Below are 20,957 nucleotides of genomic sequence, written 5' to 3'. Positions count from 1 at the left end.
GTCCCGCACGTTAACGTGCAGTTAATCCCGGGTCGCGACACTCAGGCAAGGCCACGGGGAAAACGATGGCCCCAACACGTGCGCGGCTTGGCCGCACTCTGTGCGATAGTGACGACGGCAATCGCAGTCGTCCGTCAGGCATGACTGACTCTCGACGAAAGGAACGGAACCATGTTTTTTCAACGGGTAAAAACGCAAGGACTGGGCCACAACGCCTATGTACTCGGATGCGGTAACGGGCTTGCAGTGGTCGTCGATCCCCGGAGGGACGTGGCAGAGTACCTGCAGCTGGCACGCGACAACGATTTGAGCATTGCGTATTGCATCGAAACGCATCGCCAGGAGGATTTCGAGTTCGGCTCCGCGAGCCTGGCGGAACTCACCGGCGCCAGGATATTGGCGGGCAAGCATCCCCTGTTCGGCCGCGTCGATGTGCAGGTCGGGGATGGAGAAGAATTTACGGTGGGGACGACCCGCTTCGTCGCACTCGCCACCCCGGGACACACGCCCGAGAGCATGTCCTATGCGGTGTATCCCGCTGACGCCGGCGACCAGTGCTGGGGCGTGTTCACCGGAGATGCCCTGTTCGTGGGCGATACCGGAAGGACTGACCTGTCGGACCCGGAAAAAACCGCAGAGAACGCGGGCCTGCTCTACGATTCGATACACCAGAAACTGGCGCCGCTCGGCGACCAGGCGATCCTGCTGCCGGCACACGGGGCGGGATCTGCCTGCGGGGGCAACATCTCCGAGCGCGACGAGTCGACACTGGGCATCGAACGCGCGACCAATCCTGTATTCATGAAAACCCGTGCGGAGTTCATGGCGCAGAAGGCCGGTGAGCATCTGCCGCGGCCTCCGTATTTCTCGCACATGGAAGTGGTCAACCTGGAGGCCGGACGGCCCGTACCCGCGTCTCCCGACGATCGCGTGTTGTTGCCGAAGGCGTTCGAGGAACGCGCCAGGGGAGGGATAGTGATCGACACCCGCTCGCCCGATGCCTTCGCAGGCGCACACATCCAGGGCTCGTACAACGTCTGGCTGGAGGGTCTGTCCACCTTCGGCGGCTGGCTCGCAGACGAACAGACACCAGTTTTCCTGATCGTGGAGCAGCCCGCCAAGGCGCCTGTGGCAATCGCACAGCTTGCACGCATCGGCATCGACCGCGTCGAGGGAGTGCTCGTGAACGGGGTCGAGGCATGGCGCGAAGCGGGCTTGCCTATCGAAGCATTGGGCACGACGAGTGCCAGCGAGGCTGCACTCTGGAATAAGGACGGCGACCTGACTATCCTGGACGTGCGCGACGACATGGAGTGGAAAGAGAAACACATACCGGGCGCATACCATACCTTCGTAGGCCATCTCGAAGAAAACCTGCCCGCGATTCCCAAGGATCGCCGGATCGTCGCCCACTGCAGCGTGGGACACCGCTCCGGGCTTGCGGTCAGTATTCTTCGGCGTAACGGGTATACGAACGTCTATAACATGCTGGGCGGCATCACGGCATGGGACAAGCTCGGGCTGCCATTGAACAGGAACCAGGTCGACTAAGGTGCGGAGGAGACGGACATGAACACGGCTGGCGGTGCATGGAATCCCTACCTTGTTGGCGCCCTTATCGGCGTCCTCTCGATGGCGACGTTTTACTTTTCCAGCAAACCGCTGGGCGTGTCGACCGCGTTCGCACGCATGGCAGGCATGCTGGGCTACCTGGTCTCCAGGAAACACACCGATTCACTGGCGTTCTATCAGGACAAGGTTCCCAAAGTCGAGTGGGAAGTCATGCTCGCTTTCGGCATCGTCCTCGGGGCCTTCTTCGCCGCCATGTCCGGTGGCGAATTCAATGCCAGCGTGATCCCGCCGCTGTGGGAGGCGCATTTCGGAAATTCGGTAGCGCTGCGTCTGTCGGTCGCTTTCCTTGGCGGAGTGATCATGGCGTTCGGGGCGCGGCTTGCAGGCGGGTGCACGAGCGGCCATGGGATCAGCGGCGCACTGCAATTGTCGGTCGGGTCGTGGATTGCGCTGGCTTGCTTCTTCGCGGGCGGGACCCTGGTCGCGCAGGTGATGTATGGATAGCAAATCTGCAAAAGCCGGTCCCAACGGCGCCACGCCCCGTGAAAGCACGGACAGCGGGGCGGAGAAAAGTGATTCGCCCAAGCAGCTCGCATTGGGCCTCCTTTTCGGGATTATCTTCGGTTTCCTGTTGCAGAAAGGCGGCGTTGCCAAGTACGACGTTCTACTGGGCGCGCTTCTGCTCACCGATTTCACGGTCATGAAAATCATGCTGGCGGCTATTCTTGTCGGGATGATCGGCATTTTCGCCATGCACGCTCTCGGGCTGGTAAAGCTACAGCTCAAACCCACGAAGTATGCGGCCAATGTCATCGGCGGCCTGGTCTTCGGAGCCGGGTTTGCCTTGATCGGGTATTGCCCGGGAACCGGGGCTGCAGCCTTGGGACAGGGGAATCTGGACGCCGTCGCCGGAATCGCCGGACTCCTGGCGGGCAGCTACCTGTTTGCCGAACTGTCAAAAAAACTCAGCACGAACGTGCTGGCCTGGGGTGACCGCGGCTGCATCCAGCTCCCTGATCTGATTGGGGTGCGTACGACCCCATTCCTGATCGTGTTCGCACCCTTGCTGGGTGTGGCGCTGTGGCTGCTGTACCTTTATTTTCCTTGATTCGAAAACCTCGTGATCGAGGATGAACGCGGCCATCCGCCGTTGCAGTGATACCCCGGGCCATGGGCCTGGCATCGCGTGCGATTGGCAGGTCGTGCTTCCTGGATGCAAACGAGGATTGTGCTTGGACGGTATCTGGCAGCTTCGTGCGGATTTTTAACCTGTCTTGAACACCAAAGCGGCGACGCGCCGCAACTTGGGGTAGACCACGGGCACGGTGAGCATGGTACTGCCAACGGCCATCAGCAACAGGGCGGTGAAGGTTTCGCTGGTAATGATGCCCTTGTCCAGCAGGATGTTAACGAAGATGATCATGATCAGTGCCTTGGTCTGCAGCAGCCAGCCGATGATGGACGCTTCGCCTTGACCCCACCCGAGGATTTTCCCGGCGATGTGGGTGCCGGCCAACTTGCCGCTCACCGAGGCGAGCAGTAACACTGCGGCGACGAGGAATACCGCCGGTCCGCCCATCGCCCAGTTGGTGCGCAAGCCGGTGGACAGGAAGAACACCGGCATGATGGCCAGCAGCACGTGATGACGCATCAAATCCATTTGCTTCTGGTCGAACCAATGCGCGTCCATTACCGCACCGGCCAGGAAGGCGCCAACCATGTAGTGCAGACCGGCCCAGTCGGCGGAGAAGGAGCAGGCCGTCAGCCAGATCAGGCTGACGTACCAGCGGTCGCGCTCTTGTAATCTCACCATCAGTCTACGGAACAACACGGTGGCAAGGGCGAACACAGCCAGGAATCCGAGCTGACGTCCGACGCGGTCCCATTCCAGCAGAATCATCGCCAGCACGCCCCAGATTGCGATATCGTCCAGGCTTGCATAACGCAGGATGCGTTGCCCGATCGGCTGGCGCAGGATCTCCAGTTTTTCCATCAGCAAAATCAGGATTGGCAGGGCGGTGACGGCGCATGCCATGCCGACGCCCAGCACGAACTGCCAGCCCTCGGCCTTCGGACCGATCCAGCCGGCGTAGCCCAGCATGCCGAGCGCGGCGATACCGCCAAACAGCAGCGGGGTTGCCAATGCGAGCGACGCAGTGATCAGGCTCTCGCGGCGATGTGCCCAGGCGGCTTTCAGGTCGAGTTCAATGCCGGCGATCATCACGAAGATCATCACGGCCCACCATGCAATTCCATTGAGCGACTGGATCACATCGGAATTGAATACGAAGCCATAGTATTCGGGGAAGACACTGCCCAGAATGCCAGGTCCGAGCAGGATGCCGGTGATGATCTGCACTACGACCAGCGGGGCGTAATAGTCCGTGTCGCCCAAACGCCAGATCAGGTAGGGAATGCTCACAATGATCGCCATGGCGATCAGGAAGATTTCAGTCGTGCCCATTGCTGCGTCTATGTCGTTTCTTGTTGATGTAGTCGGTTCAGTACGCGAGACGCGAGTATGGTGTGCTTGTTCAAATCCTGGCAAGAAAATATTGCCTCGTTTTTTGCGATCACCTCAGACCCATCAATTAAGCCACAGCCAGCAACTTCCTTAATCCTGCCTTAATCCGTAGTGCATAGCATTGCTATCCGCTACAGAAAATTGCTCATACTAAATATCGGCTCTGGTCAACATAGGGAGGCCTCGCCGTTTCCGCAGCGCTCCCTCTGTGCAAACCCGATGAACTTGTCTGTGCCGTCACTGGCGCAGCCCACCACGCATTTCAATTTCATGCCCATCACTATCGGATTACTGCTCGCGCTGAGCTTTACCGCATCGCTTGCCGCGCTCGGCTTCCTGATCTGGGCCATCGCCCGCCGCCAGTTCGCGCTGTCGCAAGGCGATGCCTCCACGATCTTCGAGCCGGGCGAGACCGGCGCTCCCGACGACACCACCGCCTTCGGCCGCGCGCCGGAGGGCTCGCACGCCCACCGCTTCGACGTGATCCGCGAGCGCATCGACATCGCCGGACGCCGCACCGTGCTACTGATGGCGGCCGTGGCGGCGTTCTGGCTGGTGCTGGGCTCGGTCTTCGGCGTGATCGCCTCGCTCAAGCTGCACCTGCCGGACTGGCTGGTGGAGCACGCGCCGCTGACCTTCGGCCGCATGCGTACCATGCACCTGAACCTGGTTGCCTACGGCTGGTTGTCGGTGGCCGGCATCGCCTCGGCGCTGTGGATCGTGCCGCGCATCTTCCATACACCACTGCGTTACCCACGTGTTGCGATGTTCGGCGCCATGCTCTGGACCATCGGCGTTGCCATGGGTGTCACCGCCATCGCCCTCGGCTACACCCAGGGCGTCGAATGGCTGGAAATCCCCTGGCAGATCGGGCTGCTGCTCGCCGTCGGCGGCGCCTGCCTGGCCTTTCCGCTGGTGATGACGGCGCGCCACCGCAAGTCGCACCATATCTACGTGTCGGGCTGGTACTTCCTGGGCGGCCTGGTATGGTTCCCGGTCCTGTACTTCATCGCCAACCTGCCGGGCCTGCACGCCGGCGTCCAGCAGGCCACGGTCAACTGGTGGTTCGCGCACAACGTGCTCGGCCTGTGGCTGACCCCGCTCGGCGTGGGGACGGCCTATTACCTGATTCCGAAGATCGTCGGCCAGCCGGTGTATTCGTACAGCCTGTCGCTGCTCGGCTTCTGGGGCCTGGCGCTGTTCTACAGCCAGGTCGGCATCCACCATCTGATCGGCGCCCCGGTGCCGACCTGGCTGGTAACGCTGTCGATCGTCCATAGCGTCATGATGTTCATCCCGGTGATCGCCGTGGCGATCAATCAGCACACTACGGTGGCCCGCAATGCGTGGGCGTTGAAGCAGTCGGTGGCGCTGCGCTTCGTGGCGCTGGGCGCGCTGATGTATACGCTGTCCTCGTTCCAGGGATCGTTGCAAGCCTTGCGCCCGGTGAACTCGATCACCCACTTCACGCACTATACGGTCGGCCACGCCCACCTGGGCGCTTACGGCTTCACCAGCATGGTGTTGTTCGGGGCGTTCTACTACATGCTGCCTTACCTGACCGGGCGCGATTGGCCTTGGCCGCGTCTGCTCAAGCTGCACTTCTGGCTGGTGGTCGGCGGCTTCTCGGTGTATTTCTTCGCCGTGTCGATCGGCGGCTGGCTGCAGGGCATGGGCCTGCTCGAACCGGGTCGCTCGTTCGAAGCTGTCACCCGCGGCACGATGCCCTATCTGCAGGCACGCTCGCTCGGGGGGACCCTGATGACCCTGGGTCATCTCGTGTTCGCCTTCCATATCGCCGCCCTCCTGATGGGCAAGGGCACCCAGCGCACGGCCATTGCGGGCCAGGCGCCAGCAACCGCCACTGCCGGAGCATGATCATGAACCGCCTCATTCCGATTTTCGTCGGCGCCATTGCCATCCTTGCATTCGCGACCCTGATGCTGGTGGTGATCCCGGGCGCGCAGATCCGCGACCAGGCCCCTGCGCCGGGACTGGCGGACTATACGCCGCAGCAGCTGGCCGGGCGCCAGCAGTACATCAACCAGGGCTGCGTCTATTGCCACAGTCAGCAGCCGCGCGCGGCCGGCCAGACCCTGGCCGACCTGTCGAAAGGCTGGGGCCGCGCCCCAACGTCGGCCGATTTTGCCTTTGACCGTCCGCACCAGCTCGGCACCATGCGCACCGGCCCCGACCTGCTCAATGTAGGAGCGCGCCTGCCGAGCCGTGACTGGCACCTGACCCACCTGTACCAGCCGCGCGCGATCTTCGGCTGGAGCATCATGCCGGCCTATCCTTACCTGTTCGAGCGCAAGAAGCAGGCGGCGCCGGGCGACGTCGTCGTCAAGCTGCCGCCGGAATACCAGCCGCAGGGGGAGGTGGTGGTGGCGCGCCAGGAAGCGCTCGACCTGGCGGCATACCTTCAGGGACTCAAGCGCACTTATCCGGCAGCGCCGGCGGGCCAGGCCGTCCGTGACGAAGGCTATGCATTGTCGAAGGGAGAACAGCGATGAACAAGAACGATCCGGCCAAGAACCCGGCAGCAGCGCAGGTCGACGAAGCCTTCGATCCGTGGGAGCGGACGCGTCCGATTCCCCTGTTCGTGGTCGCGCTGGTGTTCGCGCTGGCGTTCTGGGGCCTGCTCACCTACGTGTCGGAGTACCAGGCGCAACGCCGTGGGCAGCAGCAGAACCAGCAGAGCGCCAGGACGGCCGCCGTAGCCATGGCAGCGGCGGCGCCACGCCACGTGCGCGGCCTGGCCGACGCCGACCCGGCAACCCTGCAGGCGGTTTCCGCCGGCACGGGCCAGGCCTGGAGCTGCGCGTCCTGCCACGGGACGGCCGGGGAGGGCGGCCTCAGCACGCCGCGCCTGGCCGGCCAGCCGGCCGCCTATCTGGCCAAGCAGCTGGAAGACTTCCGCTCCGGCCTGCGCCACAATGAATCGATGGCTTTCGTGGCGCGCGCCCTGAGCAACGAGGACATCGCGAAGCTGGCGCGCTACTATGCCGGCATCGAACTGCGTGCCACATTGGCGCCCAGCCTGGGCGGCAACCTGGAACGCGGCAAGCTGATTGCCGAGAAGGGCGACTGGAAATCCAACGTACCGGCCTGCTTCTCCTGCCATGGCATGAACGGAGAGGGCGTCGCGCCCGGCTTCCCGGCGCTGGCGGGCCAGCAACCCGACTACATCTTCGCGCAGCTGGCCGCCTGGCACGCGGGCGAACGCAAGAACTCGCCGCAGAAGCTGATGGACGATGTTGCCCGGCGCATGAATCCGGACGACATGCGCGCCGTGTCCGACTACCTCGGCTCAATGCCGGCACCGGCCATGCCGGCCCGGGCCGGTGCCACTTCCACCCCACCGCTGTGATGGCAATGCGCTCTTGAACACGATATGAACGACGCGAAGAAAACCACGACCAAATCACCGTATACCCTGGGCAGCACGGCCCGCCGCATGGCTGCGGCGGCCGGAGGCGGCCTGGTACTGTTCGCCTTCGGGGCCCTGGTGGTCCAGACCGGCGCCTGGCAGCGATTCCAGACGATGGCCGGATTTACCCCCGATACGCCGGCGCCGGCGCTGACGCGCGAGGCAGCCGAGGCGAAAGCGCGCCAGGAAATGCTCGCCGCACGCGCCGAGCGCAAGAAGGACAAGGAAGGCAAGGTGGCCGCACCACTGCAGCCGACGGGTCCGGACGGCTACTTCGTACCGCCGCTCGAATCCGAAATGCCGGACGGTCCGGAGGGTGACGCGATCCGGCGCGGCCGCGATATCTTCATCCACACGCCGCAGTATGCCCAGCGCTATGTCGGCAACAGCATGGCCTGCGCCCAGTGTCACCTCGACGCGGGACGGCGCGAGAATTCGGCGCCGATGTGGGCCGCCTATGTGCAGTACCCGAAATACCGCGCCAAGAACAACAAGGTCAACACGCTGGAAGAGCGCATCAATGGTTGCTTCAACTATTCGATGAACGCGCAGGCCTCCGAGGCCGGCAAGGCGCCGCCGCCGGGCGACGACATCTACAAGGACCTGATGATCTACATGTACTGGCTTGCCGACGGCGCGCCAACCGGCGAGCAGATGCGCGGAGGGGGCTACATCAAGGTCAAGGAAACGCCGCAGGGCTACGACCATGCGCGCGGCGCCAAGGTCTACGCGCAGAATTGCGCGCTGTGCCACGGCGTCGACGGCCAGGGCCGCAAGGACGAGAGCGGCAAGCTGCGCTTCCCGCCGCTGTGGGGACCGGAAGCCTACAACTGGGGGGCCGGCATGGCGCGCATCGACACCGCGGCGGGCTTCATCAAGGCCAACATGCCGCTCGGTAAGCCGTACAGCCTGTCCGACCAGGATGCCTGGGATGCCGCTGCCTACATTAACAGCCATGAGAGGCCGAAGGATCCACGTCAGACCGGGACGATCGAAGAGGCGCGAGTACGTTTCCACAACAAGGAAAAGAGCTACTACGGCAAGGAAGTGAATGGCAAGATCCTTGGCGTCGGCGTCGCCCGCGCCACCATCGTCGCCGCAACCAAGGGCTGAAGCGTTGAGACTTGCCTTCGCCGGCATCGACCGCGATGCGCTGCGCCGCGCCGGCCGCATGGTCGTCAGCATCGAGGGCATGTGGTGCGCCAGCTGTGCACTGGCCGTCGAGCGCACGATTGCGCGTTCTCCCGGCGTGACCGCGGCCAGCACCAGCTTTGCCGGCGGCTCGGCGCTGGTGCGCTGGGACCCGGACCGGATCGACCTCGACGAACTGTTTGCCCGGGTCGAACGGCTTGGCTACGGTATTGTCCCGCTGGTCGAGTCCCAGGAGATGGAACGGCAAATCGACTCACAGGCGCGCGCCGTCTGGATGCGGCTGGCGGTGGCCGTCTTCTTCGGGATGTGGAGCATGCTTGGCTCGGTGGCGCTGTATTTCGATGCCGGACTCGCGGCCTCGCAGGCCGGATGGTGGATCGCGCTCGCCTCGTGCCTGGCCGCGCTGCCGGTCGTGACCTGGTCGGCCCTGGCCTTCTATCGGGCCGGCTGGCGCACCCTGCGCGCCGGCGTACCCGGCATGGATGCGCTGGTGTCGACGGGCGTCCTGGCGTCCTGCCTTCTCTCGGCATGGTCGCTGCTACGCGGCAGCGCCGACGTGTATGCGGACACCGCGACGATGCTGGTGGGCTTCCTCTTGTGCGGTCGCCTGATCGAACTGCAGGCACGGCGCCGCAACTCGGTGGCGGTGAACGCCTTGCGCCAGGCGGTACCGGAGACGGTGCGGCGGCTCGGCGTCAATGGGGTCCCGGTGGATGTCGCCGCCGACCGGGTCTGTCCCGGCGACATGGTGCTGGTCCATGCCGGCGAGCGCGTGGCGGTCGACGGTACGGTCGTCGAAGGCGAGGGCGAAGTGGATGCGGCGATCGTCAACGGCGAGTCCGCTCCCATGCCCGTAGCGCCCGGCGACAGCATCGTTGCCGCCTCCGTCAACCTGTCGTCGCGCCTGGTGCTGCGCGTCGACCAAGCCTGGGGCCAGCGCTTCATCGACCGGATCGGCGTGCGCATGCTCGAGTTGCTTGGTACGAAGAGCGTCGCCGCGATGCAGGCGGAACGCTTCGCGCGCTGGCTGGTGCCGGGCGCGCTGGTACTGGCGGGGGGCACTTTCGCACTGGGCTTGGGCGCGGGCGTCGAACCGGTACAGGCGGCGCTGCGCGCCCTGTCGGTGCTGGTCGCCGCCTGTCCCTGTGCTGTCGGGCTGGCGCTACCGCTGGCGTATGCCGCGTCGACCGCCAGCGGCGCACGCCAGGGCATCCTGCTGCGCGATCCCGCTTCGCTCGAGGCACTGGCAGGGGCGCGGGAAATCCTGTTCGACAAGACCGGCACGCTGACCGAGGGCATGCTGGAGGTGGAGGAAGTGCTGGGTTCGCCCCATGCCGCGTCGTCCGAGGTGCTGGCGCTGGCGGCGCGCGTAGAAGCGGACATTGCGCATCCGGTGGCGCGCGCAATCCGCACGGCGGCCGACGCCTCAGGCACTGGCAGCGGCGGGGAGGGACGGGCGCTGCGCCATCCGCGCGGCTGCACCTGGCGCAGCAAGGACGGGCACGAGACAGTAATGGTGGGCAGCGCCGCCTTCATCGAGGGGCAGGGCGTGATCGTGCCGGCAGGCGTGCAGCGGGGCTGCACCAGGGTCGAAGTCGCGCGTAACGGCACCTGGATCGGCGCCATCCTCTTGCGAGACCGTATACGGGCGGACGCTGCCAGCGCGCTGGCCAGTTTCGCCGACGCCGGTATACGCATCCGCCTGGTGACGGGTGACAGTGCTGCCGCCGCGGCCCCGGTCGCCGAAGCCGTCGGCCTTGAATCAGCCCTTGTCCATGCACATTGTCTGCCGGAGGATAAGGTGAAGGTGCTCGAGAAGGCAGATGGCCCCGTGGTGTTCGTCGGCGACGGCGTCAACGACGCGCTCGCTCTGGCTGCTGCAGACTGCGGGGTCGCGGTGCAGGGCGCCACGCCTTCTGCGGTGGCAACGGCGGGAATTGTCATCGCGAGCGGCGGCGTGGAGCAGGTTGCGGTGGCGTGGCGCCATGCACGGCGAACCATGCGGGTGGTACGCCAGAACCTGGCATTTTCCATGGTGTATAACGTCGCCGTGCTGGGGCTCGCCTCGAGCGGCATGGTCACCCCGGTCGCCGCTGCTTGTGCCATGCTGGCCAGCAGTCTGAGCGTGCTGCTGAATTCGGGACGGCTGCTGTCGGGAACAGATGCGCCGCGTGCCCGACGCGGCCCATAAACGCAGGAGCTTTCGTGCGCACCGGCTGCAGCGAGCGGAGCCATGCAGCCCGACCGTAAGCCCATCCGATCGGGATAGCATGGAGAACTGACCAGGGTTTGCGCGCTCTCGTGGCCTGCGATACGCCACCCGCCCGGGGGCGTATGCGACCACTTATTCGCCGGTTCCAGCGAAGGACATCGCTGTTATTTCGACATCCCCTCCATCGGCTTGGCGCCGTCCTTCGACTTTTCCTTGCCCATCATGTTCATATTGTGGTGCCCCATCATCGACATGTCTTTCAGGTCGACTGTTCCATTCTGATTTTTCTTCATCTTGTCGTACATCATCTCATGATGTTTCATGAACTCGTCTTTTGATATGGCGCCGTCACCGTTCGTGTCCATCATCTTCATATCCATCTTCATGCCCTTTTTCATGTCGTCCATGGCCAGGGCCGGCGCGCCTGCGCCAATGAGTACCACGGCCAATATTGTCGAGATTTTGTTCATGTCGTTTCCTTTCGTGTCAATGATAAAGAACCGGATCCTGTGACCCGGCGCTCCAGACTGCATACGTACCTGCTAATCTATGACAACAGGTGAACTGCAGGCGCGCGTCAGGAAAGCCGACCAGGTTGCGGCTTTCAAGGGTTTTGCTCGGCCGGAAAGGCCAGGTGCGCAACCAGCCCTCCGCCATCGCGGCGTTCGAGCTTCCAGCTCCCGTCGTAGCGCGCCACGATCGCCTTGACGATCGAAAGGCCCAGGCCGCTGCCCTGGCCGCCGCCCTTGCGCCAGAAGCGCTGTCCGGCCCTGCCAATTTCCGCGTCGCTCATGCCGCTGCCCTGGTCTTCCACCGTATAGCCAGCCATCCCCCCACGCTGCACGATTCGTAGTACGACAATCGCCTCGGCGTCGCCATAACGCAAGGCGTTGTCGAGGATGTTGCGCAGCGCCGTCACGGCCAGGGATGCAGGTATCCGTAGGATGCGGGCCTCGCCGCCTTCGGCGCGAACGCACACCCTGGCTGCCTGCTGGGCCGGAAGTTGCATGAGGACCTGCTCCGCGATTGCGGCGGCCTGCAGGCGCTCGTCGTCGTCGAATGACACCGAGCCCTCGACGCGCGCCAGCATCAGGAGCTGGTTGATGATGCCCTGCAGGCGGCCCACCCCGCGTTCGGCCTGGTGGAGTGCGACCGCCGTGTCCGGTCCGTCGCCACTCATCCGGGCAACCTGGAGATGGGTTTTCACTGCGGTGAGCGGGGTTCGCAATTCGTGCGCGGCGTCGCCGGTGAAGCGCCGTTCGCGCTCGATGGTGCTTTCGATCCTGGCCAGCAGTCCATTGACGGTCGTTACCAGCGGGCTGAGCTCGTGCGGCAGGTCCTGCGCGGGCAGCGGGTGGAGCGCCCCGGGCTCGCGCGCTTCGAGCGCGACGCGGATCCGTTCGAGCGGGCGCAGCCCATGACGTACGGCGAACCAGAGCGCGACCAGGGTCGCGGCCATGGCGACCAGGAAAGGCACGAAGGTGGCGAAGGCGATATTGCGGAACAATTGCTGGCGGCGCTCCACCTTGTCGGCCGTGGTGATGCGCATCCCGTTGTGCTCGATGGTGTAGCTGCGCCAGGTAACGCCATCGATGACGCGGGTCCGGTAGCCGGGCGACGCGAGGCCGAGGCGCTCCGGGCTGTTCTCGGTGCGGCCCACGATGCCGCCCCGCAGCAGCCGGATCTCGCAGGCCACGTTGTCGGTTCGGACCAGGTAGGGGATGGGGCTGGCTCCGCGCGAGCCCGGCTGCACCGAAAGATGGGGCGAGTCGGCGATCAGCGCGGCGACCATGCGTGCCGATGCAGCAAGCCGCTCATCGAGTGCGTCGCGGAACTCGTCGCGCAGGTCGACCAGCGTCCAGACCGAGGACAGGGTCCAGAACAGCGCGAACGAGGCGCCGATGGTGACCAGCAGGCGCAGGCGCAAGGTCTTCACGTTCCTGCCTTGCCAAGCCGGTAGCCAAGGCCGCGCACGGTCTCGACGATGTTCGGCCCGAGTTTGCGGCGCAGGTGGTGGATATGGACGTTCAGGGCATTGCTTTCGACGCCATCGCCGAGCCCATACAGGCTGTCCTTGACCTGGTCGGTACTGAGGATGCGCTGTCCGCTGTTGAGCAAGGCCTGGAGCAGGGCCAGCTCGCGCCGCGACAGCTCGACCGGAGTGCCATCGAGCGTCACCACCTGGGTGGCCGGATCGAAGGCCAGGGGGCCGTGCTCGATGCGGTCGACGCTACGGCCGGCACTGCGCCGTTGCAGGGCATGCAGCCGTGCGACCAGTTCCTCGAGTTCGAAGGGCTTCACCAGGTAGTCGTCGGCGCCGCTGCGCAGGCCGGCCACCTTGTCCTGGACGTCGTCGCGCGCAGTCAGGACCAGCACCGGCCAGTCCTTGCCTGCGCCGCGCCAGCGCTTGAGCAGCGTGAGCCCGTCCGTATCCGGCAGGCCGAGATCGAGGAGGAGGACGTCGAAGCGGCCGGTTTGCACGGCGATTTCCGCTTGCGAGGCATTGGCGACGTGGTCGGCCCCGATTCCCGACAGGCGCAAGCCGGCAAGGATGCCACTGGCGACCAGTTCGTCGTCTTCGATGACGAGTACACGCATGGCTAATCCGGGTAATGAATGAAGGGACCTCCATCTTAGCGCTACATGGTTATGCCGCGATTAACGGATGTGGCGAAGCGGCGCCTCGGCGATTCGCGCGATTCGTTAACGTGGTGCTAATCGGCAGCAAATAGGATGGCTGTATTCGCCAGGCGTCGGACCGGCCCCTCGGGCCGGCGCCAGCCACAGGAAAGCACACCATCATGACTGTCACACTCGGCCCGCTCGCCCTGCCTGCGCAACTGCTGGTCATTTTCGCGACGATCATCCTCGGTTCCGCGATCGGCAACCGGGTCGCGGCCGCGCGCGGCGTGAGGGCCGAAGGCTCGCTCTGGCTGATCATCGCCGGGGCGCTGCTGGTGGCGCGCATCGTCTTTGTCGCCCGCTACTGGCCCATGTATGCGGAAGAACCATGGCGGCTGCCGGACCTGCGCGACGGCGGGCTGGCGCCTGTGGCGGGGTTCACGGCAGCCGTCATCATCGGCGCCCTCCTGGCATGGCGCAGGGCCGAGCAGCGCGCCGCGATCGTCAGCGCTGTCTGGGCCGGCCTGTTCATCTGGATCGCCGGGAACGGGCTGGTGCGCATGGCCACCGAGCGCCAGGCCGTACCGGACGTAACGGTCGTGGACCTTGATGGACGCGCTGTTCCCTTGACCGCCTTTGCCGGCAAGCCGATGGTCGTCAACCTGTGGGCCAGCTGGTGCCCGCCTTGCAGGCGTGAGATGCCTGCCCTCGGCAAGGCGCAGCGGGAAGCCAGCGACCTGAACTTCGTGTTCGTCAACCAGGGCGAGGACAGCGCCACGGTGCGGGCCTATCTGAAGGCCGAGGGCCTGCCGTTGCGGAACGTGGTGCGCGACCCCGGCGGGGCGCTCGCCAAGGCAGCGGGGGCCCCGGGCTTGCCGACCACGCTGTTCTTCGACGCGAACGGAATTCTCGTCGACAAGCGGATGGGCGAGGTTTCGAGCGCCACGCTTGCTGAACACCTGGCCGCGTTGCGCAGCAAACGCTGAGCCGCAAACCCGCGACCGCGACATCCATGAACAACAGGAGAGAACGTATGGTCTTCTTTTCACAGACGGTATCCGGATTGCGCCGGTGGTTGCGTGCGCTGCTGCCGGCCCTTCTTGCGGCGGTGCTGCTTGCAGCCTCCGGCGGCGCGGCGGCCGCCGACGACGATTTCCTGCCACCCGAGCAGGCGTTCCGCTTCAGCGCCCGCATGCTCGACGGACGAACCGCCGAAGTACGCTTCGACATCGCACCGGGCTATTACATGTACCGCGAACGCTTCGCCTTCGAAGCCGGGCAGACCTGGCTTGGACAGCCTGTCTTTCCGACCGGCGAGAAGCATTTCGACGAGACTTTCCAGAAGGAGATGGAAACCTACCGAGGCATCGTCAAGGTTCGCGTTCCCGTGGACGGGAACGGAAGCTTCACATTGAAGACCACCTCGCAGGGCTGCTCCGACAAGGGCTTGTGCTACCCGCCGATGGCATCGACTGCGGTCCTGGCCGCTGCCGGCGGCTCGGGGGCGAACCCGAGCGCTGCTGCGGCGCAGGCAGGCCCTCAGCCGGCGGTTGGCGCGCCGGAGGGCACGCTATCGAACGACAACGACATCGGACGCATCGAACGTGCATTGAGCAGCCGCCAGCTGGCAGTCATCGTCCCGATGTTCCTGCTGTTGGGCCTTGGCCTGTCGTTCACGCCCTGCGTGCTGCCGATGTTGCCGATCCTTTCCTCGATCATCGTCGGCGACAAGGGTTCCGCGTCGCGCTCGCGGGGCCTGGCACTGTCGGTGTCGTATTCGCTCGGCATGGCGATCGTCTACACCGCGGTGGGCGTGGCGGCGGGCCTGGCGGGCGAAGGCCTGGCGGCGGCACTGCAGAATGCCTGGGTGCTGGGCGGGTTCGCCCTGCTGATGGTCGTGCTGGCCTTGCCGATGTTCGGCGTGTTCGAGCTGCAGATGCCCGCCGCGATCCAGTCGCGCCTTGCGGGGGCGTCCAACCGCCAGGGTGCAGGCACCCATGCGGGAGTATTCACCATGGGGGCCATCTCGGCGCTGATCGTCGGGCCCTGCGTCGCTGCGCCGCTCGCGGGCGCGCTGGTGTACATCAGCCAGACCAGGGATGCATTTATCGGCGGCAGCGCGCTGTTCGCCATGGCCGTCGGCATGAGCGTGCCGCTGCTGCTGGTCGGGGCCTCGGCGGGCACGCTGCTGCCGCGCGCCGGTGCCTGGATGGCCGGCGTCAAGCGCTTCTTTGGCGTGCTGATGCTGGGCAGCGCCTTGTGGATCGCCGCGCCGGTCCTGCCGTCCCGGGCCCTGATGCTGGGCTGGGGCCTGCTGGGCGCCGGCTATGCCGCGTCGTTGCTGTTGCCGCGTCCGCGCCGTCCGTTCGCGGTAGCGGCAGGGCTGGTCGCTGGTGTGCTCGGCCTGACGCAACTGGCCGGGCTGGCCGCCGGCGGCAGCGATCCCCTGGCGCCGTTCGCTACGGCCGAGGCGCATGCAGAGACACCGTTCCAGCGCATACGCTCGATCGAAGAGCTCGATGCCATCCTTGCAGGCAGCCCCGGCAAGACCGTCATGCTGGACTTCTACGCGGACTGGTGCGTGTCGTGCAAGGAAATGGAACGTTTCACCTTCTCCGACCCCCGGGTGCAAGCGCGTTTCGGGCAGATGCTGCTGCTCCAGGCCGACGTCACCGCCAACAATGCGGCCGATCAGGCCCTGCTCAAACGCTTCGGCCTGTTCGGGCCGCCGGGAATCATCTTCTTCGGTGCCGACGGCCGCGAGCTCGGCAACACCCGGGTCATCGGCTACGAGAACGCCGATGCCTTCCTCGCTTCGCTGCGCAAGGCCGAGGCCGCGCAAGCGGCCTCCCAGCCTTGAATAACACATCCCCATTGGAGTCAACATGCAGGCATACAAACTCGCACTTCCAGCCACGGTAATGGCCGCTCTCGCAGTAGCATTCCTCAACACGGGGGCCCTTGCCGCCCAGCAGACCCCGCCGGCGCTCGAGCGCGCCGTGGACGCCGGCGTCAAGGTAGTGAAGCAATTTCCGGCGGGCTCCGGGCTCACGGGCTGGGTGTTGTCCCAGGGAGCCCGCTATTCGCTGGTGTACACCACGGCGGACGGGAAGACCCTGGTAGCGGGAGCGCTGATCGACGAGCGCGGACAGAACCTGTCGGCCCAGCATGAAGACATGTACATCCCCAAACCGGATTTTTCAGCCGCGTTCGCGCAGCTGGAGAAATCGGCCTTCATCGCCGAGGGCAGCATCAAACATCCGAAGAGCGTCATCTACGCCTTCGTCGACCCGAATTGCCCATATTGCCATTTCATGTGGCGGGCAGTGCAGCCATACGAAGCGGCCGGGCTGCAGGTGCGCTGGATCCCGGTCGCGACGCTTGGTCCGACCAGCATGCCGAAAGCGATCGAAGTACTGGCAGCACCTGACAAAACCGCAGCCTTCCGGCGCATGGAGGAAAACCACGGCAAGCCGTGGAAGCCGGATGCCGGCAAGACCGAGCAGTCGCATCCGTCGGTGGCGGCGTCGATCCGCCGCAACGGAGAGCTGATGGATGGCTTCGGCATTGCCGGTACCCCTGGCGTGGTCTGGCGTGACAAGCAGGGCAAGGTCCAGGTGAAGAGCGGGATGCCACGTCTGTCGGAGCTGCCGTCCATCACCGGGCTGCCGGAGCAAGCAGTGACCGACCCGGCGCTGGCCAAATTCAAGTAAGCGGCCGCAGCGGTTGAACAAGCATGTCCTTCCTACTCAAGCAGAGGATTCGTCATAAGCTGATTCCCCCCGCGTAAGTGTGTGCATGACAGCTCGCTCGTCGACCGGTTTTGCCTGTTCCTCCAGGGGATGCAGCCTGTCGGCGTTCGTCTGGTGTTGACAAAGGCTTGTTGTAGGGCAGCATCATTCCACAAAAAATGAACCCGAAGCCCTCATTATTTCTTCGTGGAATTATTTGTTTCCATAGATAATCCCGCTAACTGTTTGTGCACACGGTGAACCTACATATTTGAGAGGGATGGATGAAATTACGAAACAAGATGGCCTTGTGTATGGCTATCGTCTTTATGTTGTTCGCGGTCGCTCTGGCTGTTGCTATTACGGGGATGCGCGATGCAAGCTCGCGTTTCGGCAGCTTTGTCGATCAGGACCAGGCATTTCTGGGAGAGGCAAACACGATGTACGCCCAGGGCCTGCAGATGGGGCAAGCCTTGCGCAACATTATCCTCGCACCTGATAACGAAATCGGCTACAAGAACCTCGCGGCCGCACGAAAGGATTTCGGCAACGCCTTGAAATCCGCCCGTGGACTCGCGAAGCACGATGCCGCCGCGGATGCAGCGCTGGCGAAGCTGGAAAACCTTCAGCAGCAGCGTGCTGCGGTACAAGATCGTATCGTCGGACTGGTAAAGACCGATGCCGTCTCCAGCGCCATGATACTGAATAGCGAGGAAACCCCGGTATGGCGTGAAATGCGTGCGGAGCTGTTGAAGATTCTTAAGGAGAAAAACACGGCGGCAGAGCAGGTCAAGAGCGAACTGATCGCACGTACGCAAACGATGTCCACGCTGAGCCTTGTACTTGCCGCCTTCGCCGTCTTTGCCGGCGGCGCCGTCGCGTTCTGGCTCACCCGCAGCATTACCCGCCAGCTTGGCGGTGAGCCGGACTATGCCGCGAGCATTGCCGGTTCGATCGCGTCCGGCGACCTGACCGTGCAGATTGCCCTCGATGACGAGCGCAACCGGACCAGCCTGATGTTCGCCATGCGCCAGATGCAGCAGAGCCTTGCCATGCTGGTGCAGAAGGTACGCGACGGTACCGATACGATCACGACTGCGTCAGGCGAGATCGCGGCGGGCAACCTGGACCTGTCGGCGCGCACCGAAGAGCAGGCCAGCTCCCTCGAGGAGACTGCGGCCTCGATGGAGGAACTCACCAGCACCGTGCAGCAGAACACCGAGAGCGTCCGACATGCCAACGAACTGGCGACGACGGCGTCGGAAGTGGCGCTGAAGGGCGGGCAGGTGGTCGGGGAGGTAGTCGGCACGATGGGTGCGATCAACGAGGCCGCCAGGCGCATCGCCGACATCATCGGCGTGATCGACGGTATCGCATTCCAGACCAATATCCTGGCGCTGAATGCAGCGGTGGAAGCGGCGCGCGCGGGCGAGCAGGGTCGCGGCTTCGCGGTCGTTGCATCCGAGGTCCGCAACCTGGCGCAACGCAGCGCGGCGGCGGCCAAGGAAATCAAGGCGCTGATTGGCGACTCGCTAGGCAAGGTCGATGCTGGGAGCAAACTCGTCAATGTCGCGGGCGATACCATGACCGAGGTCGTCGCTAGCGTGAAGCGCGTCACCGACATCATGGCCGAGATCACGCTCGCCGGACAGGAACAGAGCGCGGGGATCGCACAGGTCAACCAGGCCATCGCACAAATGGACCAGGTCACGCAGCAGAATGCGGCGCTCGTCGAAGAAGCCGCCGCGGCGGCCGATTCGATGCAGGTGCAGGCGCAGGAGCTGCTGGCGGTGGTCAGCACCTTCAAGCTCGTCCCGGAGCCGGTTGCACATTCGCTGCGCCTGGACGGCGGGACTGCGCGCACGTCCCGTCTCAACCTGCCAGCGATGGCGGGGTAATCGGTCGCTGCGGGTTGCGCCGGCAAGTGGTCAGCGCTTGAACCCCGTCGCTGGCGCTGCGAGCATCTCCAGGCGCCTGTCGAGGCCGTCACGGTCGAGCTCACCCATGTGACGCAGGAACAGCCGGCCATCCTTGCCATAAAAGAGCGTCGTCGGCATGGCAAACGATCCGGTACGGCGCCCCAGTTCCCGGGCGCGGTCGGTAAGTACGTTGTCGAGATCCAGCTTCTGCTGCGCCAGGAACGCCGTGATCGTCGCCGCGTCCTCACCTTCGTTGACGAAGACGAAGGTGATGCCGGGATGGCGCTTCTGGGCATCCTGCAGCGCAGGCATCTCGCGCCGGCATGGCGGACACCATGTCGCCCACAGGTTGACCACCATCGGCTTGTCGGTCAGGGTCTGTAGTTGCACCGGTGTGCCGTCGAGCCGCCGCAGTTCGACCAGCGGCACCGGCGTGCTGGGCGGTCCGAAATCAAGCATGGCGATCGCGCCGCCGATCCAGACCACGCCAGCACTAAGGACCGCGGCGAGGACCGGCCGGCGCGGCGTGTTAGTTCTGGCCGTCAGGTGCGCGCCCAGCATGAATGCCACCAGGATGCCAGCCGTGTCGGAGAATCCACCGTCACTGAAGTCCAGGATCGAGAGCGGCTCGGCAGCATACTCCGGTGCATTCTGAAGTACGAACGTGATCCGGGCGGCGACCAAGCCGCCCAGAATCGTTTTCCATACTGCCGGCCAGCTGTGCCAGCCACGCCTGCGCCGGTACCACCAGCTGACAGCAGCGCTGGCGAGGATGGCCAGCGCCGGTATTCCCCAACTGCCTACGTTGAATTTGTCCACTACTGCGCTCCTGAAAGGACAGCCTGGCACGTCCGTCATGCAGCGGCCGTGTCATGGCTTCGGGACCGCTTGCCAGGGAATGCTAAAGCGCGCGGATTAATGCAGCATTAGCAATCGAACGCGGCTGTATCGTGGTGGCAGCGCGCGCCGGAAACCTCATTGGTCTTCTATACTGCGGGCACCGAGGGCACGTGCGCCCTTGTCTTCAGAAGGAGAAGCCGCATGATCTTCCGACAGCTTTTTGAGCCCTTGTCCAGCACCTACACCTATCTGATCGGCTGTCCGGAAACCGGGCAAGCGGTATTGATCGATCCTGTGATCGTGACCATCGATCGTGACCTGGAGGAGCTTCGGCGCCTGGGGCTGACACTTGCATACAGCATCGACACCCATGTCCACGCCGACCACATCACGGCGGCGCTGGAGCTGAAGAACAAGGTGGGGAGCCGAATTGCAGCGCCAGCAGCGGAACGCGTTGACTGTGCGGATGTTCAGCTGGAAGAGGGGACCCCTTTCAAGGTAGGCTCCATGGAATTCCAGCCCCTGCATACGCCGGGCCATACGTCGGGTCATTTCGCCTATGTGCTCGGGGACCGCGTCTTCACGGGTGACGCCCTGTTGATCGAAGCCTGCGGGCGCACTGACTTCCAGCAGGGCGATTCGGCTGCGCTCTATCACAGCGTACGGGGGAAGCTGTTTGCGCTGCCCGATGAAACGCTCGTCTATCCGGCGCACGATTATCAGAAAAGGTGGGTGTCTTCCGTCATGCAGGAAAAGGAGCGCAATCCTCGCCTCGGTGCGGACCGCTCGATCGAGGAATTCCGGCAGATCATGGCGGGGCTCGACCTGCCATATCCGAAGTTTATCGACTATGCGGTCCCCGGCAATAAGCAATGCGGCGTGTGTCCGTCTGATCTGCCGGAGAATCTCAGCAAGTACTGCCAGCAGATGACCGAGAGTCCGCAAGGATAATCCG

18 protein-coding genes are annotated in these 20,957 nt (G+C 64.4%); 13 read left to right on the top strand and 5 right to left on the bottom strand.

All coding sequences use genetic code 11. The features are described from left to right. Positions 1 to 171 precede the first annotated feature (171 nt). From LO55_RS20080 to LO55_RS20070, 3 genes are read left to right on the top strand one after another with little or no spacing between them, the layout of a single operon-like run. A complete protein-coding gene (locus tag LO55_RS20080) occupies positions 172 to 1,551 on the top strand; it encodes an MBL fold metallo-hydrolase (protein ID WP_071362839.1) in 1,380 nt (459 codons plus the stop codon). An 18-nt stretch (positions 1,552 to 1,569) separates the two neighbouring features. Beyond that, a complete protein-coding gene (locus LO55_RS20075) occupies positions 1,570 to 2,076 on the top strand; it encodes a YeeE/YedE thiosulfate transporter family protein (protein ID WP_071362838.1) in 507 nt (168 codons plus the stop codon). Next, positions 2,069 to 2,680 (top strand): YeeE/YedE thiosulfate transporter family protein, encoded by a 612-nt coding sequence (locus LO55_RS20070; protein ID WP_083415452.1) that lies wholly within the window; start codon positions 2,069 to 2,071, stop codon positions 2,678 to 2,680. The genes LO55_RS20075 and LO55_RS20070 overlap by 8 nt, the downstream gene beginning before the upstream one ends. Before the next feature lie 156 nt (positions 2,681 to 2,836). On the opposite strand, the gene LO55_RS20065 is transcribed toward LO55_RS20070, so the two are convergent. Then, the gene (locus LO55_RS20065) at positions 2,837 to 4,036 is read right to left on the bottom strand and encodes a cation:proton antiporter (RefSeq protein ID WP_071362836.1); all 1,200 of its coding nucleotides are present in this window, start codon (positions 4,034 to 4,036) and stop codon (positions 2,837 to 2,839) included. A gap of 330 nt (positions 4,037 to 4,366) precedes the next feature. Here LO55_RS20065 and LO55_RS20060 point away from each other — a divergent pair, with 330 nt between their 5' ends. The 5 genes from LO55_RS20060 to LO55_RS20040 are packed head-to-tail and all read left to right on the top strand — an operon-like array spanning position 4,367 to position 10,869. Further along, a complete protein-coding gene (locus tag LO55_RS20060; protein ID WP_071363885.1) occupies positions 4,367 to 5,974 on the top strand; it encodes a cbb3-type cytochrome c oxidase subunit I in 1,608 nt (535 codons plus the stop codon). 2 nt (positions 5,975 to 5,976) lie between these two features. Next, the gene (locus LO55_RS20055; protein WP_071363884.1) at positions 5,977 to 6,609 is read left to right on the top strand and encodes a cbb3-type cytochrome c oxidase subunit II; all 633 of its coding nucleotides are present in this window, start codon (positions 5,977 to 5,979) and stop codon (positions 6,607 to 6,609) included. Then, positions 6,606 to 7,466, top strand: a complete 861-nt coding sequence (locus LO55_RS20050) for a c-type cytochrome (RefSeq protein WP_071362835.1) — start codon at positions 6,606 to 6,608, stop codon at positions 7,464 to 7,466. Before LO55_RS20055 ends, LO55_RS20050 begins: the two co-directional genes overlap by 4 nt. A 24-nt stretch (positions 7,467 to 7,490) precedes the next feature. Beyond that, positions 7,491 to 8,639, top strand: a complete 1,149-nt coding sequence (locus LO55_RS20045) for a c-type cytochrome (RefSeq protein ID WP_071362834.1) — start codon at positions 7,491 to 7,493, stop codon at positions 8,637 to 8,639. Further along, on the top strand, positions 8,578 to 10,869 hold the full coding sequence (locus LO55_RS20040; RefSeq protein ID WP_071362833.1) for a heavy metal translocating P-type ATPase: 2,292 nt from the start codon (positions 8,578 to 8,580) through the stop codon (positions 10,867 to 10,869). The genes LO55_RS20045 and LO55_RS20040 overlap by 62 nt, the downstream gene beginning before the upstream one ends. Before the next feature lie 185 nt (positions 10,870 to 11,054). Here LO55_RS20040 and LO55_RS20035 read toward each other — a convergent pair whose 3' ends face one another. The 3 genes from LO55_RS20035 to LO55_RS20025 all read right to left on the bottom strand — a co-directional run bounded on the left by LO55_RS20035 (position 11,055) and on the right by LO55_RS20025 (position 13,488). Then, the gene (locus tag LO55_RS20035; protein ID WP_071362832.1) at positions 11,055 to 11,360 is read right to left on the bottom strand and encodes a hypothetical protein; all 306 of its coding nucleotides are present in this window, start codon (positions 11,358 to 11,360) and stop codon (positions 11,055 to 11,057) included. Between the two features lie 134 nt (positions 11,361 to 11,494). Then, positions 11,495 to 12,826: a HAMP domain-containing histidine kinase gene (locus tag LO55_RS20030; RefSeq protein WP_071362831.1), complete on the bottom strand. Its 1,332-nt coding sequence runs from the start codon at positions 12,824 to 12,826 to the stop codon at positions 11,495 to 11,497. Continuing rightward, positions 12,823 to 13,488, bottom strand: coding sequence for a response regulator (locus LO55_RS20025; protein ID WP_071362830.1), 666 nt, complete (start codon positions 13,486 to 13,488; stop codon positions 12,823 to 12,825). Before LO55_RS20025 ends, LO55_RS20030 begins: the two co-directional genes overlap by 4 nt. Positions 13,489 to 13,691: 203 nt before the next feature. Here LO55_RS20025 and LO55_RS20020 point away from each other — a divergent pair, with 203 nt between their 5' ends. The 4 genes from LO55_RS20020 to LO55_RS27300 all read left to right on the top strand — a co-directional run bounded on the left by LO55_RS20020 (position 13,692) and on the right by LO55_RS27300 (position 19,141). Continuing rightward, on the top strand, positions 13,692 to 14,498 hold the full coding sequence (locus LO55_RS20020) for a TlpA disulfide reductase family protein (protein ID WP_083415450.1): 807 nt from the start codon (positions 13,692 to 13,694) through the stop codon (positions 14,496 to 14,498). Between the two features lie 26 nt (positions 14,499 to 14,524). Further along, on the top strand, positions 14,525 to 16,372 hold the full coding sequence (gene dsbD / locus LO55_RS20015; RefSeq protein ID WP_370659613.1) for a protein-disulfide reductase DsbD: 1,848 nt from the start codon (positions 14,525 to 14,527) through the stop codon (positions 16,370 to 16,372). A gap of 25 nt (positions 16,373 to 16,397) precedes the next feature. Further along, positions 16,398 to 17,225, top strand: a complete 828-nt coding sequence (dsbG, locus tag LO55_RS20010; protein WP_083415448.1) for a thiol:disulfide interchange protein DsbG — start codon at positions 16,398 to 16,400, stop codon at positions 17,223 to 17,225. A gap of 302 nt (positions 17,226 to 17,527) precedes the next feature. Next, the gene (locus tag LO55_RS27300) at positions 17,528 to 19,141 is read left to right on the top strand and encodes a methyl-accepting chemotaxis protein (protein ID WP_083415447.1); all 1,614 of its coding nucleotides are present in this window, start codon (positions 17,528 to 17,530) and stop codon (positions 19,139 to 19,141) included. Positions 19,142 to 19,171: 30 nt separating this feature from the next. Here the strand turns inward: LO55_RS27300 and LO55_RS20000 are convergent, their stop codons facing one another. After that, a complete protein-coding gene (locus tag LO55_RS20000; protein ID WP_229410194.1) occupies positions 19,172 to 19,981 on the bottom strand; it encodes a TlpA disulfide reductase family protein in 810 nt (269 codons plus the stop codon). Between the two features lie 222 nt (positions 19,982 to 20,203). On the opposite strand from LO55_RS20000, the gene LO55_RS19995 reads away from it, so the two are divergent. Continuing rightward, complete coding sequence (locus tag LO55_RS19995; protein WP_071362825.1) at positions 20,204 to 20,953, top strand: MBL fold metallo-hydrolase; 750 nt, start codon at positions 20,204 to 20,206, stop codon at positions 20,951 to 20,953. Positions 20,954 to 20,957 lie beyond the last annotated feature (4 nt).

Source organism: Massilia timonae (assembly GCF_001866515.1).
In the GTDB taxonomy this organism is placed as follows: Bacteria; Pseudomonadota; Gammaproteobacteria; order Burkholderiales; family Burkholderiaceae_D; genus Telluria; species Telluria timonae.
Note: the sequence above shows the minus strand (reverse complement) of the source record. Positions and strands in the feature narration are given on the sequence as shown.

Coding starts and splice junctions, on each gene's coding strand:
- LO55_RS20080 (WP_071362839.1), top strand. CDS start 172: ATGTTTTTTCAACGGGTAAAAACGCAAGGACTGGGCCACAACGCCTAT.
- LO55_RS20075 (WP_071362838.1), top strand. CDS start 1,570: ATGAACACGGCTGGCGGTGCATGGAATCCCTACCTTGTTGGCGCCCTT.
- LO55_RS20070 (WP_083415452.1), top strand. CDS start 2,069: ATGGATAGCAAATCTGCAAAAGCCGGTCCCAACGGCGCCACGCCCCGT.
- LO55_RS20065 (WP_071362836.1), bottom strand. CDS start 4,036: ATGGGCACGACTGAAATCTTCCTGATCGCCATGGCGATCATTGTGAGC.
- LO55_RS20060 (WP_071363885.1), top strand. CDS start 4,367: ATGCCCATCACTATCGGATTACTGCTCGCGCTGAGCTTTACCGCATCG.
- LO55_RS20055 (WP_071363884.1), top strand. CDS start 5,977: ATGAACCGCCTCATTCCGATTTTCGTCGGCGCCATTGCCATCCTTGCA.
- LO55_RS20050 (WP_071362835.1), top strand. CDS start 6,606: ATGAACAAGAACGATCCGGCCAAGAACCCGGCAGCAGCGCAGGTCGAC.
- LO55_RS20045 (WP_071362834.1), top strand. CDS start 7,491: ATGAACGACGCGAAGAAAACCACGACCAAATCACCGTATACCCTGGGC.
- LO55_RS20040 (WP_071362833.1), top strand. CDS start 8,578: ATGGCAAGATCCTTGGCGTCGGCGTCGCCCGCGCCACCATCGTCGCCG.
- LO55_RS20035 (WP_071362832.1), bottom strand. CDS start 11,360: ATGAACAAAATCTCGACAATATTGGCCGTGGTACTCATTGGCGCAGGC.
- LO55_RS20025 (WP_071362830.1), bottom strand. CDS start 13,488: ATGCGTGTACTCGTCATCGAAGACGACGAACTGGTCGCCAGTGGCATC.
- LO55_RS20020 (WP_083415450.1), top strand. CDS start 13,692: ATGACTGTCACACTCGGCCCGCTCGCCCTGCCTGCGCAACTGCTGGTC.
- dsbD (WP_370659613.1), top strand. CDS start 14,525: ATGAACAACAGGAGAGAACGTATGGTCTTCTTTTCACAGACGGTATCC.
- dsbG (WP_083415448.1), top strand. CDS start 16,398: ATGCAGGCATACAAACTCGCACTTCCAGCCACGGTAATGGCCGCTCTC.
- LO55_RS27300 (WP_083415447.1), top strand. CDS start 17,528: ATGAAATTACGAAACAAGATGGCCTTGTGTATGGCTATCGTCTTTATG.
- LO55_RS19995 (WP_071362825.1), top strand. CDS start 20,204: ATGATCTTCCGACAGCTTTTTGAGCCCTTGTCCAGCACCTACACCTAT.